Below are 12,678 nucleotides of genomic sequence, written 5' to 3'. Positions count from 1 at the left end.
CAATGAACGCCCCTATTCTCGAACGCGACCCCGCCGACCCGCAACGCAAGAAGCAGGAGGTCAGCCCGATGCTCAAGCTGGTGCTCGAGCTCGGGCCGCTGGTGGTGTTCTTCTTCGCCAATGCGCGCGGCGAGTGGCTGGCGTCGCATTTTCCGACGCTTGCCGAGCTGGGCGGTCCGATTTTCATCGCCACCGGCCTGTTCATGGCAGCGACCGCGATCGCGCTTGCGGCTTCATGGATGCTGACCCGCTCGCTGCCGATCATGCCGATGATCTCGGGCGTGGTGGTATTCGTGTTCGGGGCGCTTACGCTCTATCTGCAGGACGACATTTTCATCAAGATGAAGCCAACCATCGTGAACACGCTGTTCGGCACGATCCTGCTCGGCGGCCTGTTCTTCGGCAAGTCGCTGCTCGGCTACGTCTTCGATTCTGCCTTCAAGCTGGATGCCGAGGGCTGGCGCAAGCTGACTTTCCGCTGGGGGCTGTTTTTCCTCTTCCTCGCCGTGGTCAACGAGGTGGTGTGGCGGTCATTCTCGACCGACACCTGGGTGGCGTTCAAGGTTTGGGGCATCATGCCGATCACGGTGCTGTTCACCTTCAGCCAGATGCCGCTTATCATGCGCCACTCGATCGAGGAACCGGCGCGCAAATAGCGCGCGAGCCAAGCGATCGTTTAACACCTCATTAAGGTGGCATGCGCCCAGTGCATTGCTGCATTGCAGCATCTTATTTTGCGGCGCAGCAGTTCCTATGTCATGTTCGGATCGATCAGGGAGGTCGGTTCAAGCCGCATTGGGCGGCAGACGAAAGGAACGCAAGATGTTGTTCGACAACCTTCTGACCCGCGCGCGCCAGAGCGCCGCCAAGCGCAAGCAGTACAAGCGTCTCGTTGCCGAGATCGACAGCTTCTCGGGCCGCGATCTGGCCGACATGCGCGCCGACCGCAGCGAGATGCTGTATCAGGCCTACAAGCACGTCTACGGCTAAGGCCGAGGCAAGAATGTCCGGCCGGCGTCTGACCGGCCGTTGCGACAAGGCGCAAGGGCACCCTAGGGGATGCCGCAAGCGCCTTTTCTGTTTCAGGCGTGCCGTCCGGCTCAGTGCGCCGGCTTTGTTGCCGTCACGCGTGCATGGGCCCGCTTTAGCCAATAACCGAAGATCGCCGCGGTGATGAAGGCGATCAACCCGTAGATCGCTGCCGGAATCGCCATGGTCGCGTTGTTCAGCAACAGCGGGCTCAGCGCGATGGCAATCGCTAGCGTGCCGTTGTGGATGCCGATCTCCATGCCGATTGCCGTTGCCTGGCGCTTTTCGATGCCGGCGGCGCGCGGGACGAAGTAGCCGACGCCGAGGCTGACCAGGTTGAAGGCAAGTGCCGCTGTGCCGACGATCGGCCCCCAGATGTTCAGCGTCTCCCACTCCTGGATCAGCGCCACGGCAACCACGGCAAACAGGAACAGCATCGAGAAGATCTTGACCGGCCGTGCCATGCGCTCGGCAAAGGCAGGCCAGCGGCTGCGCAGCCACATACCGATCAGCACCGGGCCGAGCACGATGACGAACACCTGCACCACCTTGGCAAACTGCAGCGGGATCGCCTGCTCGCCCGACATGAAGTGCGCCAGCGACCAGTTGACGATCAGCGGCAGGGTGAGGATCGACAGCGCCGAATTGATCGCCGTCAGCGTGATGTTGAGCGCCACGTCGCCATCGGCCAGGTGGCTGTAGAGATTGGCCGAGGTGCCGCCCGGGCTTGCCGCCAGCAACATCATGCCGACCGCCAGTGCCGGTTCGAGGCCGAAGGCATAGACGATGCCCAGGCAGGCGAGCGGCAGGATGACGGTCTGGCAGAGAAGCGCGACGATCACCGCCTTGGGTTTTTGCAGGACGTTGCGAAAATCATCTGATGTCAGCGACAGGCCGAGGCCGAGCATGATGACACCGAGTGCCAGCGGCAGAAAGATGACGAGCGCGGAACTGTCTTGCATTGACGTCTCCCCCGACAGCCGCTTGCCGCGCCATGGCGGCGCGCCTCTCCCCTACGGCTGTATGAGAACGTAGTGCAAATCCTGGCGATTCGCACGTGTCGCAAAAATGCGGATGCTTCCGGCTATTGCTGCGCCGCGAGCGCCTTTTCGATGGCCGGCATCAGGGTCGTGGTGACAGCCTCGGGCGACAGCGGGCCGACATGCTTGAAGGCGACCTTGCCGTCCTTGCCGACGAGGAAGGTTTCCGGCACGCCATAGACGCCCCAGTCGATTGCCGTGCGGCCATCGGGATCGACGCCGATCGCCTTGTAGGGGCTGCCGAGATCGCCGAGGAAACGGCGGGCATTCTCCGGCTTGTCCTTGTAGTTCAGGCCGGCGATGGAAAAGCGCTGGTCCTTGGACAGTTCAAGCAGAACAGGGTGCTCCTCCCGGCAGGGCGCGCACCACGACGCCCAGACATTGACCAGCGTTACCTTGCCGGTGAAGTCGGCGGAGTTCAGCCCGGGCACCTGCATGCCCTCGAGCGGAGGCAGTTCGGTCTTCGGCGCCATCTGACCGATCAACGCCGACGGCACGACCGAGAGGTCGCGGCCGGAGAGCAGCTGCATCAGGAAGACGCCTGCCAGCAGCAGAAAGATCAGCAGCGGCAGCAGCACGAAGATCCTGCGTGGCCGTGCCGGTTTCTGGCTTTCGATGCTCATGCCTTGGCCCCGCTCTTGTCGGACCGGCGGCGGTGGCCGGCGGCCTCCAGCTCGGCCATCTCGCGCTTGCGGGCACGCTGGTCGGCGAGTATCCACAGGACCAGGCCGGCAATCGCCACTGATGAAACCGCATAGGCGGCGGTGACATAGAGGGCGTGGACGCTCATCGGGCTGTCATCCCAGGGCAAATCTTGATCATGTCGATGTTTCCGACCATGCGCCTCGTTTAGCCGGGGCAGGGCGTGGGTGCAATCGGACGCCGCGCCGCAGCAAGCCAATTGAAGCGAACGTGATCAGTCGGTGCCCGAGCGCAGCGCCACCGCCGCCGCGAATGGCCCGATGACGGCAAGGAACATGGTCAGCGCACAGAGGATGAGGAACGGCGGCGTAAACGGGTCGGGATCGTTGACCGCGCCATAGGCTGCCGTAACGCCGAAGATCAGCACCGGGATGACCAGCGGCAGGATCAGCACCGAGATCAGCAGCCCCCCGCGCGGCAAGACGACGGTGACGGCGGCCCCTGTCGCGCCGATGAAGACGATGGCCGGCGTGCCGACAAGCAGGGTAAGTGCGGCAGCACCGATGCCCACCGGCTCCATGTTCATGAACAGGCCGAGCAGGGGCGCGGCGATGACCAGCGGCAATACGCTCGCCGTCCAGTGCGCCAGGCATTTGACGAACACGGTGAGTGCCAGCATGTGGCGGTCGGCATTGAGCACCAGCAGATCAAGCGAGCCATCCTCGCGGTCGGCCTGGAACAGGCGGTCGAGGCCGAGCAGGCTGGCAAGCAGGGCGCCGATCCAAAGGATCGCCGGGCCAATGCGAGCGAGCAGGTTGAGGTCGGGGCCGACGCCGAAGGGGATGGTGACGACGACGGCGAGAAAGAACAGCACACCCGTCAGCGCCCCACCGCCGGCGCGGACGCCCATTCGGAGATCGCGGAGGTAGAGGGCTAGCATGGGGGAGCTCCGGCGATCTGCGCGGAGAGAGGAGTGCGAAGAAGCGCTAAGCCCTCAGACATGCACCCGCCCCATCTCCAGGGTCTTCACGCCCTCCAGCCCGAGCGGCAAATGCGTCGCGGCGACGACGATCCCGCCAGCCGCGCAATGATCCCGCATCAACCCTGCGAAACGCGCGTCCGAGGCCTTGTCCAACCCTGCCGTGGGCTCGTCGAGCAGCCAGACCGGGCGGTGGCTGATGAGCAGCTTGGCGATTGCGGCGCGGCGCTTCTGGCCGGTGGAGAGATAGCCGAAGGGCAGGTGGCCGAGGTCGTCGAGGCCGACATGCTCCAGCGCCTGGCCAATGCCGAGCTGTCCGTTGCCGGCAAAGCTTTGCCAGAACTCCAGGTTCTCGTTCACGGTCAGCGCCGCCTTCATTGCGTTCTGGTGGCCGAGATAATGGCAGGCCGCGGCAACCGTGGAAAAATCCTCGCCGCCGCCCTCCACGGTGATTCGCCCCGAAGCATGCGGCAGGAGCCCGGCGATCACGCGCAGCAAGGTCGACTTGCCCGAACCGTTGGGGCCGGTGACGACAAGCGCCTCGCCATCGGCGAGCGCAAAGCCGATATCGGCAAAAACCGCCTCGCCGCCGCGTTCACCGCTGAGATTTTCGGCGATAAGCCGCATACTTCCCCCGTCGCCGAGACTATTTCGCTGTCGCTTCGCGTCGCAGCAAAATAGGCGAATCTCCGTCTAGAACTATTCTAGGAAATTCTCTATATGCCACTCGACCATGCCAGCGGTCGGCATGGAAACAGAATTTGCGCCGAACCAGCGCACGCGCCGCCTTGAACGGCTCGGGTTGCTTGGGACCGGACAGCGGAAATGGCCGTACCCGCACCTTTGCGCGTGATTGCATGCCCATCGGAGTCCGTTCCCTTTCAGGCTGAACAGACAAGGATGGATGCTCGTGTCCAAATCTCTAGATAGTTTCAATTGCCGTCGCACGCTGACCGCAGGCGGCGCGGATTACGTTTATTACAGCCTCATCGAGGCTGAGAAGAACGGCCTTACCGGCGTTTCGCAGCTGCCCTATTCGATGAAGGTGCTGCTCGAGAACCTGCTGCGCAACGAAGACGGTCGCACCGTCACCAAGGAAGCCATCCAGGCCGTTGCCGGCTGGCTGGTCGACAAGGGCACCGCCGGCGTCGAGATCGCCTACCGCCCGGCCCGCGTGCTGATGCAGGACTTCACCGGCGTTCCGGCCGTGGTCGACCTCGCCGCCATGCGTGACGGCATCAAGACCCTCGGTGGCGACCCCGAGAAGATCAATCCGCTGGTTCCTGTCGACCTCGTCATCGACCACTCGGTCATCGTCGACGAATTCGGCACCCCGCTGGCCTTTGCCCGCAACGTCGAGCTCGAATACGAGCGCAATGAAGAGCGCTACAAGTTCCTGAAGTGGGGCCAGCAGGCGTTCCGCAACTTCCGCGTCGTGCCGCCCGGCACCGGCATCTGCCACCAGGTCAACCTCGAATACCTCGCCCAGACCGTCTGGACGAACACCGAGGATGGCGAAACGACCGCCTATCCCGACACCTGCGTCGGCACCGACTCGCACACCACCATGATCAACGGCCTGGGCGTGCTGGGCTGGGGCGTGGGCGGCATCGAGGCCGAGGCCGCGATGCTCGGCCAGCCCGTCTCCATGCTGCTGCCCGAGGTCATCGGCTTCCGCCTGACCGGCAAGCTCAAGGAAGGCGTCACCGCCACCGATCTGGTGCTGACCGTCACCCAGATGCTGCGCAAGAAGGGCGTCGTCGGCAAGTTCGTCGAGTTCTTCGGCCCCGGCCTCAGCAACATGACGCTGGCCGACCGCGCCACCATCGGCAACATGGCGCCTGAGTATGGAGCGACCTGCGGCTTCTTCCCGGTTGATGCCGAGACCATCCGCTACCTCAACATGTCGGGCCGCGCCGAAAACCGCATCGCACTCGTCGAGGAATATTCCAAGGCGCAGGGCATGTGGCGCGACGCCTCTTCGGCCGATCCTGTCTTCACCGACCTGCTCGAACTCGACATGGCGTCAGTCGTTCCCTCGATGGCCGGCCCGAAGCGTCCCGAAGGCCGCATCCCGCTCGACGGCATTGCCTCGGGTTTCGCGAGCGCACTGGAAGCCGAGTACAAGAAGACCGTCGACACTGCCAAGCGCTACGCCGTCGAGGGCGAAAACTTCGACCTCGGCCATGGCGACGTGGTGATCGCGGCGATCACGTCCTGCACCAACACCTCGAACCCGAGCGTGCTCATCGGTGCAGGCCTGCTCGCCCGCAACGCCAACCGCGTCGGCCTGAAGCAGAAGCCGTGGGTCAAGACCTCGCTGGCGCCCGGCTCGCAGGTCGTTGCCGAGTATCTCGAGAAGGCCGGCCTTCAGAAGGAGCTCGACCAGATCGGCTTCAACCTCGTCGGTTTCGGCTGCACGACCTGCATCGGCAACTCCGGCCCGCTGCCGGCGCCGATCTCCAAGACCATCAACGACAAGGGCCTGATCGGTGCGGCCGTGCTCTCGGGCAACCGCAACTTCGAAGGCCGCGTGTCGCCCGACGTGCAGGCCAACTACCTGGCCTCGCCGCCGCTGGTGGTCGCCTATGCGCTTGCCGGTTCGGTGACCAAGGACCTTACGACCGAGCCGCTGGGCGAGGATCGCGACGGCAACCCGGTCTTCCTGAGGGACATCTGGCCGACCAGCGCCGAGATCGACCAGTTCATCGCCGAAAACGTCACCCGCGAGCTGTTCGCCCGCAAATATGCAGACGTCTTCAAGGGCGACGAGAACTGGCAGAACGTCAAGGCGCCTGAAGGCCAGACCTACGCATGGGACGACAAGTCGACCTATGTGCAGAACCCGCCTTACTTCGTCGGCATGGGTTCGAAGCCGGGCCAGATCGGCAAGATCGAGGGCGCGCGCGTGCTCGGCCTGTTCGGCGACAAGATCACCACCGATCACATCTCGCCGGCCGGTTCGATCAAGGCGGCGTCGCCTGCCGGCAAGTACCTGACCGACAACGGCGTCGGTGTTGCCGACTTCAACCAGTACGGCACGCGTCGTGGCAACCACGAGGTGATGATGCGCGGCACGTTCGCCAACATCCGCATCCGCAACCACATGCTGGGCGAGAACGGTCGCGAGGGTGGCTACACCTTCCACTATCCGTCGAAGGAAGAAATGCCGATCTACGATGCTGCCATGCAGTACCGCAGCGAAGGCGTGCCGCTGGTGATCTTCGCCGGCGTCGAGTACGGCAACGGCTCGTCGCGCGACTGGGCTGCCAAGGGCACCAACCTGTTGGGCGTGCGCGCGGTCATCGCTCAGTCCTTCGAGCGCATCCATCGCTCGAACCTTGTCGGCATGGGCGTGATCCCCTTCACCTTCGAAGAGGGCACGACCTGGAAGACGCTCGGCCTGAAGGGCGACGAGCAGGTGACGATCGACGGCCTCGAGACGATCAAGCCACGCCAGAAGATGGTCGCCAAGATCACCTTCGCCGATGGTTCGACGAAGGATGTGCCGATCCTCTGCCGCATCGATACGCTCGATGAGCTCGACTACTTCAAGAACGGCGGCATCCTGCAGTACGTTCTGCGCGACCTCGCCGCGTAAGCGGCACTCGCGATTCATGTGAAACAGCCGCCGGAGCTTGCGCCCCGGCGGCTTTTTTTGTCCAGGGCAAGCTGACCGCCGTTGCCGGTGCGCGCTTGCCTTGCGGCCCGTGCCTTCCTACAGACGATGAAGCGCAACCACGGGCAGGCGGGCAAGATGTCGCTGATTTCTGTCGCCATTCTCTTTCTTGCCGGCTTGCTGTCCGGCATCGTCAACGCCATCGCCGGTGGCGGCACCTTCCTCACCTTCGGTGCCATGACCATGCTTGGCATCCCGCCGATTTCCGCCAATGCCACCTCGTCGATTGCCCAGTTCCCCGGCTACATCACCTCGACCTGGGCCTATATCGACGACATCAGGCTGATGTGGCGCGGCGCCATCGCTTTCGCCGTCATCTCGGCAGTGGGCGCGCTGGCTGGCGCGCTGATCCTGCTCTCGCTCGACAATGTCGCCTTCGGAGCGTTGGTGCCATGGCTGTTGCTTGCGGCAACCGCCCTCTTCGCCGCCGGGCCCTGGCTGTGCCCGTCGAAGCTCGCCGAGCGTCCCGAAGGCGCGCCGGCATCGCTTGCCGGGCGCATTGTCCAGTTCTTCACCTCGATCTATGGCGGCTTCTTTGGCGCTGGTATGGGCGTGATGATGCTGGCAACCCTGGGCCTCACCGAGGGCGGCGACTACCACCGGCTCAACGCGCTGAAGAACATGCTGTCCATCGTCATCGCTGCGGTCGCCATCGTCATCTTCGCCTCGGGCGGGGTTGTGGCCTGGACGGCAGCGGCGGCCATGGTGCCCGGCGTGGCGCTAGGTGGCTATGCCGGCGTCTGGGTCGCGCGCCGCGTGCCACAGGTTTTCGTCCGCGCTTTCGTTGTCGCGGTCGGGCTGTTCCTGGCTTTTCATTATTTCATGAAGGGCTGAAGCGCCGCCGCCACTTCCTTCTCCCAGTTCACGGAAGAAGGTGCCGGCAGGCAGATTCGGACTGAGCGCCTAGCGCTTCTTCTCCACCCGTCCAGCCCAGAGGTCCGGGCGTCGTGCTTGCGTCAGCTTCTCCGCCTCGGAGCGCCGCCATTTGGCGATCTTGCCGTGATTGCCCGAAGTCAGCACCTCGGGGATCGCATGTCCTTCGAACGCCTGCGGCCTTGTGTAGTGCGGGTGCTCCAGGAGACCGCCTTCGAAGCTTTCTTCCTCACCTGATACTTCGTTGCCCATCACGCCGGGCAGGAGCCGCACAACCGCGTCGAGCAGCACAAGCGCCGCCGGCTCGCCGCCGGAGAGGATGAAATCGCCAATCGAGATTTCTTCAAGCTCGCGCGCGTCGATGACGCGCTGATCGACGCCTTCGAAGCGGCCGCACAGGATCACCGCGCCGGGCCCGGCGGCCAGCTCGCGCACGCGCTCCTGGGTCAGCGGCTTGCCGCGTGGGCTCATCAGGATACGCGGGCGCTGATCGCCGTCCGGCGAGGCATGGTCGATAGCCCTAGCGATGATGTCGGCGCGCATCACCATGCCGGCGCCTCCGCCGGCGGGGCTGTCGTCCACGGTCCGGTGTTTGTCTGTGGCGAAGTCGCGGATCTGAACTGCCTCCAGCGCCCAGTCGCCGCGCTCCATTGCACGGCCGGCCAGCGACACCCCCAACGCCCCCGGAAACATCTCCGGATAGAGCGTGAGCACCGTTGCGCGAAACATCAGCGATTGCCCCCCGCATCCCTTGGGCCGCGCGGGCGAGGGCGGGTATCGAACTCGCCCTCTTCAGGCGGGGGGCCGAGCTCGTCGTCTTCGCTCTCTACCAGCCCGGCCGCGGCTGTGTCGATGCCGACAAAGCCACCCTTGATGTCGACCACGGGAACGGCCGCCTCGGTGAACGGAATCAGCACGCCCTTGCGGCCCTGATATTGGATGTCGAGGATGTCGCCGCCGCCGAAATTCTGCACCGCGATCACCTTGCCGACCTTGGCGCCGGTCTCGTCACGAACTTCGAGGCCCATCAGGTCGGTGTGGTAGAATTCGCCGTCGTCGGCATCGTCTGGCAGCGCCGAACGGTCGATGAACAGCTCGAGATTGGTCAGCGCTTCCGCCGCATTGCGGTCGTTGACGCCCTTGAAGCGCACCACCACCACTTCGCTGGCCGGGCGGATCGAAGCGATCTCCAGGCTGCGGCCGTCCTTGGTGTAAAGCAGCCCGTAATCGGCCAGCGCCAGTGGATCGCCGGTGAAGGTCTTCACCCTGAGTTCGCCCTTGATGCCGTGGGCGGCGCCGATCACGGCCATCTGTACTGGATTTTCGAGCTTGGCCATGGCCGCTTCACCGCTTGCTAACTTGGTCTGGTTCACACTGACTTATTCAATCGGACCCCCGCTGCCAATGCAGGAATTCCTCGTCGTCGCAAAACCCGACCTGCAGGCGGCCCGCCAGCGCTGGCTGAAGGGGCTTGCCGGCGAGCGCCGGTTGTCGGCGTTGACTGTCGATGCCTATGAGCGCGATACGCGCCAGTTTCTGCAATTCCTGACCGGTCACAACAGCGGGCCACCAGGCATATCGGACATCAGCGACCTGCGCCCGGCTGACCTGCGCGGCTTTCTTGCCGCTCGCCGAAGCGACGGCGCCGGCGCGCGCACGCTTGGCCGCGGCCTTGCGGGGGTGCGCTCGCTTTTGCGCTTTCTGGAGCGAGAAGGGCTGGTCAACGCCGCCGGCTCCGCTGCATTGCGCGCGCCAAAACAGCCGAAGTCGTTACCCAAGCCGCTGACGGCGGTCGATGCCAAGCGGGTCGTCTCGGCAGGCGAACAATTGGCCGAGGAGCCGTGGATTGCCGCCCGCAACGCGGCCGTGTTGACGCTGCTCTATGGCTCGGGCCTGCGTATTTCCGAGGCGCTCGGGCTTTCCGGCGCCGAGCTTGTCTCGCCTTCCGACACGGTGCTGCGCATCTCGGGCAAGGGCGGCAAGACCCGGCTGGTGCCTGTCCTGCCGGTGGCGCTTGCGGCCGTCGCCGAATACCGCAAGCTTTGCCCCTATCACCTAAGCGCTGAAGCTGCATTGTTCCGCGGCGCTCGCGGCGGGCAGCTCGATCCTGCCATCATCCAGCGCGAGATGCGCAAGCTGCGCTCGGCGCTCAACCTGCCGGATACGGCGACGCCACACGCGCTGCGCCATTCCTTCGCCACCCATCTGCTCGGCCGTGGCGGCGATCTCAGGACCATCCAGGAACTGCTCGGCCATGCCAGCCTTTCGACCACCCAGGTCTATACCGGCGTCGACACGGCAAGGCTGCTTGAGATCTACGATGCGGCCCACCCGCGCGCCTGACCGAGTTCGAGCCGGACAATTGTCACCGCGGCATTAACCGTTTTGCCGCTTTTGACGGCTACACAGGCACAATGAAACGCTTCGTCGCCATCGCCGACCGTGCCTCGCTGCCTGCGCTGAAGCTGCTCGCAGCTGTCAACGTGCTGTTCTTCATCCTGTTCTTCGCCATTGCCTTTCTGGTATCGGGCAAGGCCCATGCCGAGGCACCTGCCTGCAAGGGCAAGGACATGCTGGCCGAGCTTCAGACGAGCGATCCGGCGCTGCTCGCAAAGATCGAAGCGGAGGCCAGGGCGACCATCAACGGCGAAGGACTTTTGTGGAAGCTGGAGAAGCCGGGCCAGAAGCCGTCCTGGCTCTATGGCACCATGCATGTGACCGATCCGCGCGTGACCGAGCTGGAGCCGGCGGCACAGACAGCCTTCGACGCCGCGCACACGCTGGTCATCGAGACGACCGACGTGCTCGACCAGCAGGCCATGCTCGCCTCGCTGATGAAGCAGCCCGAACTGATGATGTTCACCGACAACACAACGCTGACGTCGCTGATGACGCCTGATGAGGTGGCGACGGTGAACGCGGCGCTTGAGGCACGCGGCATCCCACCCGGTAGCGTCACCAAGATGAAGCCATGGATGCTCTCGGCGATGGTGGCACTGCCCGCCTGCGAACTCAGTCGCAAGGCCGCCGGCGCGCCTGTACTCGACATCCTGCTTGCCCAGAAGGCCAAGGCCGCCGGCAAGGACGTCAAGGGGCTGGAAAGCGCTGCCGACCAACTTTCGGCCATGGCCTCGCTGCCGATCGAGTTCCACATCAAGGGTCTGGTCGAGACGCTCAAGCTCGGCGACCGCATGGACGATGTCATCGAAACGATGGTCGTGCTCTACCAGCGCGGTGACATCGGCATGTTCTGGCCGTTGTTCCGCAACGCTCTGCCGTCGGGCGGCAAGGATGATGAGTCCAGCTATGCCGCCTTCGAGGAAGCAATGGTCACCAGCCGCAACAAGACCATGGTCGAGCGCGCCGGGCCGCTGGTCGGCGCTGGCGATGCCTTCATGGCGGTCGGTGCGCTGCATCTGCCCGGCCCAGACGGCCTGGTCGACCTGTTCCGCAAGGCCGGTTACACGGTTACGGTCGCCGACCGCTGATCTAGCCTTTCGCCACCTGCGCCAGCATCGCCGGCACGATGATGTTGTGGAACGGCATGACGATGGCGAGATAGACGCGCCCGAACAGATTGTGCGGTCTGACCAGCGTCGAGGCGCTGATTTCCTGTCGGCCTTCGCCGAGTTCCTTGATCTCGACCACAATCCGGAAATCGAGATGGCTGTCATCCAGCCCGAGAACCATGCGCGACTGCGATTGGCTCAGCACCGGAAACATTCCTTTGCGCCCGAGCTGCGGCGACAGCTCCGCCTCGCGCGTCTTCAGCCCGAACGGCCAGACCAGCAGGTTGCGCAGTGCCATCAGCGCCCTGATCCAGGCTGGCCGTTTGCCAAATGCACGCCCGGCTGCGGCATCCGCATCTAGAGATTGTCCTGATACCACGATGACAAAACGGTCGGCGAAGCTGGCGCCGGGCAGGACGTCTGTGGAGGTCGGGCTCGGCACGGCAGGCATGTCGTCTATCCCCGATTGCTGGACTGGTTGCAGCCTAATCCTGTTCCTGGGGCTTGGCGGCGTGGCGAAACGCCGCCTGGGCAGGTTCACTTCCAAATTTTCACAGCAATGTGAAACCGAACGCCATTTCGCGCGTTGATTGCGATGTTCACGCAATGATTGCGGAGCGCATCTGAGGGAGATCTCAATGGTGAACAATCCAGACTCGGGCCCCGGCCAGTCCAGTAGGGGCAGCACATGGCTGATCGCCGTCATCATCGTGTTGCTCGCTGCAGTGGCCTACTACGTCTTCGCGCCGCGGCACGCGGCAACGCCCCCGGCCGCCGAGCCCCCAGCCAGCAGCGCACCTGCGCCTAAGCCGGCTGAACCGGCTCCGGCACCGTCGACCTCGGCGCCGGCACCTGCTCCGGCTGTGCCCGCACCAGCACCGGCAACCCCGGCCCCAGCCACGCCGGCTCCGTCTGGCGGCACCACCA

At 64.5% G+C, this 12,678-nt stretch carries 14 protein-coding genes; 6 read left to right on the top strand and 8 right to left on the bottom strand.

The features are described from left to right. The first annotated feature begins 2 nt into the window (after nucleotides 1-2). The gene (locus B015_RS0124270) at nucleotides 3-656 is read left to right on the top strand and encodes a septation protein A (RefSeq protein ID WP_018430352.1); all 654 of its coding nucleotides are present in this window, start codon (nucleotides 3-5) and stop codon (nucleotides 654-656) included. A 166-nt stretch (nucleotides 657-822) separates the two neighbouring features. Next, entirely contained in the window at nucleotides 823-990 is a 168-nt protein-coding gene (locus tag B015_RS33115; RefSeq protein ID WP_018430351.1) for a hypothetical protein, read from the top strand. Between the two features lie 110 nt (nucleotides 991-1,100). Here the strand turns inward: B015_RS33115 and B015_RS0124260 are convergent, their stop codons facing one another. The 5 genes from B015_RS0124260 to ccmA form a co-directional block, all read right to left on the bottom strand. Continuing rightward, nucleotides 1,101-1,991: a bile acid:sodium symporter family protein gene (locus B015_RS0124260; RefSeq protein ID WP_018430350.1), complete on the bottom strand. Its 891-nt coding sequence runs from the start codon at nucleotides 1,989-1,991 to the stop codon at nucleotides 1,101-1,103. A gap of 122 nt (nucleotides 1,992-2,113) precedes the next feature. Next, nucleotides 2,114-2,692, bottom strand: a complete 579-nt coding sequence (locus tag B015_RS0124255; protein WP_018430349.1) for a DsbE family thiol:disulfide interchange protein — start codon at nucleotides 2,690-2,692, stop codon at nucleotides 2,114-2,116. After that, the gene (ccmD, locus tag B015_RS0124250) at nucleotides 2,689-2,859 is read right to left on the bottom strand and encodes a heme exporter protein CcmD (protein WP_018430348.1); all 171 of its coding nucleotides are present in this window, start codon (nucleotides 2,857-2,859) and stop codon (nucleotides 2,689-2,691) included. Before ccmD ends, B015_RS0124255 begins: the two co-directional genes overlap by 4 nt. 126 nt (nucleotides 2,860-2,985) lie before the next feature. Continuing rightward, on the bottom strand, nucleotides 2,986-3,651 hold the full coding sequence (gene ccmB, locus B015_RS0124245; RefSeq protein WP_026227669.1) for a heme exporter protein CcmB: 666 nt from the start codon (nucleotides 3,649-3,651) through the stop codon (nucleotides 2,986-2,988). A 54-nt stretch (nucleotides 3,652-3,705) separates the two neighbouring features. Further along, nucleotides 3,706-4,317 carry a heme ABC exporter ATP-binding protein CcmA gene (gene ccmA, locus B015_RS0124240; protein ID WP_018430346.1) on the bottom strand — a complete coding sequence of 204 codons (612 nt, stop codon included), beginning with the start codon at nucleotides 4,315-4,317 and terminating at the stop codon, nucleotides 3,706-3,708. Between the two features lie 283 nt (nucleotides 4,318-4,600). Here ccmA and acnA point away from each other — a divergent pair, with 283 nt between their 5' ends. Then, nucleotides 4,601-7,291 carry an aconitate hydratase AcnA gene (gene acnA / locus B015_RS0124235; RefSeq protein ID WP_026227668.1) on the top strand — a complete coding sequence of 897 codons (2,691 nt, stop codon included), beginning with the start codon at nucleotides 4,601-4,603 and terminating at the stop codon, nucleotides 7,289-7,291. Between the two features lie 156 nt (nucleotides 7,292-7,447). Further along, nucleotides 7,448-8,203, top strand: coding sequence for a sulfite exporter TauE/SafE family protein (locus tag B015_RS0124230; protein WP_026227667.1), 756 nt, complete (start codon nucleotides 7,448-7,450; stop codon nucleotides 8,201-8,203). A gap of 69 nt (nucleotides 8,204-8,272) precedes the next feature. On the opposite strand, the gene trmD is transcribed toward B015_RS0124230, so the two are convergent. Both trmD and rimM read right to left on the bottom strand, forming a co-directional pair. After that, nucleotides 8,273-8,974, bottom strand: a complete 702-nt coding sequence (trmD, locus tag B015_RS0124225) for a tRNA (guanosine(37)-N1)-methyltransferase TrmD (protein WP_026227666.1) — start codon at nucleotides 8,972-8,974, stop codon at nucleotides 8,273-8,275. Beyond that, nucleotides 8,971-9,579, bottom strand: a complete 609-nt coding sequence (gene rimM, locus B015_RS0124220; RefSeq protein ID WP_018430342.1) for a ribosome maturation factor RimM — start codon at nucleotides 9,577-9,579, stop codon at nucleotides 8,971-8,973. The genes trmD and rimM overlap by 4 nt, the downstream gene beginning before the upstream one ends. Nucleotides 9,580-9,646: 67 nt before the next feature. Here rimM and B015_RS0124215 point away from each other — a divergent pair, with 67 nt between their 5' ends. Together B015_RS0124215 and B015_RS0124210 are read left to right on the top strand one after the other, a co-directional pair. Continuing rightward, nucleotides 9,647-10,585: a tyrosine recombinase XerC gene (locus tag B015_RS0124215; protein WP_018430341.1), complete on the top strand. Its 939-nt coding sequence runs from the start codon at nucleotides 9,647-9,649 to the stop codon at nucleotides 10,583-10,585. A 71-nt stretch (nucleotides 10,586-10,656) separates the two neighbouring features. After that, nucleotides 10,657-11,730 carry a TraB/GumN family protein gene (locus tag B015_RS0124210; RefSeq protein WP_018430340.1) on the top strand — a complete coding sequence of 358 codons (1,074 nt, stop codon included), beginning with the start codon at nucleotides 10,657-10,659 and terminating at the stop codon, nucleotides 11,728-11,730. Nucleotide 11,731: 1 nt separating this feature from the next. On the opposite strand, the gene B015_RS33945 is transcribed toward B015_RS0124210, so the two are convergent. After that, nucleotides 11,732-12,460 carry a DUF2867 domain-containing protein gene (locus B015_RS33945; protein ID WP_245262268.1) on the bottom strand — a complete coding sequence of 243 codons (729 nt, stop codon included), beginning with the start codon at nucleotides 12,458-12,460 and terminating at the stop codon, nucleotides 11,732-11,734. Nucleotides 12,461-12,678 lie beyond the last annotated feature (218 nt).

Origin of the sequence: Hoeflea sp. 108 (assembly GCF_000372965.1) — a bacterium.
Taxonomy (GTDB): domain Bacteria; phylum Pseudomonadota; class Alphaproteobacteria; order Rhizobiales; family Rhizobiaceae; genus Aminobacter.
The sequence above is the reverse complement of the archived record's forward strand: the minus strand, read 5'-3'. Positions and strand labels throughout refer to the sequence as shown.

Excerpts from the sequence above, each read along its gene's own strand:
- B015_RS0124270 (WP_018430352.1), top strand. The coding sequence starts at position 3 with ATGAACGCCCCTATTCTCGAACGCGACCCCGCCGACCCGCAACGCAAG.
- B015_RS33115 (WP_018430351.1), top strand. The coding sequence starts at position 823 with ATGTTGTTCGACAACCTTCTGACCCGCGCGCGCCAGAGCGCCGCCAAG.
- B015_RS0124260 (WP_018430350.1), bottom strand. The coding sequence starts at position 1,991 with ATGCAAGACAGTTCCGCGCTCGTCATCTTTCTGCCGCTGGCACTCGGT.
- B015_RS0124255 (WP_018430349.1), bottom strand. The coding sequence starts at position 2,692 with ATGAGCATCGAAAGCCAGAAACCGGCACGGCCACGCAGGATCTTCGTG.
- ccmD (WP_018430348.1), bottom strand. The coding sequence starts at position 2,859 with ATGAGCGTCCACGCCCTCTATGTCACCGCCGCCTATGCGGTTTCATCA.
- ccmB (WP_026227669.1), bottom strand. The coding sequence starts at position 3,651 with ATGCTAGCCCTCTACCTCCGCGATCTCCGAATGGGCGTCCGCGCCGGC.
- ccmA (WP_018430346.1), bottom strand. The coding sequence starts at position 4,317 with ATGCGGCTTATCGCCGAAAATCTCAGCGGTGAACGCGGCGGCGAGGCG.
- B015_RS0124230 (WP_026227667.1), top strand. The coding sequence starts at position 7,448 with ATGTCGCTGATTTCTGTCGCCATTCTCTTTCTTGCCGGCTTGCTGTCC.
- rimM (WP_018430342.1), bottom strand. The coding sequence starts at position 9,579 with ATGGCCAAGCTCGAAAATCCAGTACAGATGGCCGTGATCGGCGCCGCC.
- B015_RS0124215 (WP_018430341.1), top strand. The coding sequence starts at position 9,647 with ATGCAGGAATTCCTCGTCGTCGCAAAACCCGACCTGCAGGCGGCCCGC.
- B015_RS0124210 (WP_018430340.1), top strand. The coding sequence starts at position 10,657 with ATGAAACGCTTCGTCGCCATCGCCGACCGTGCCTCGCTGCCTGCGCTG.
- B015_RS33945 (WP_245262268.1), bottom strand. The coding sequence starts at position 12,460 with ATGATGACGGCGATCAGCCATGTGCTGCCCCTACTGGACTGGCCGGGG.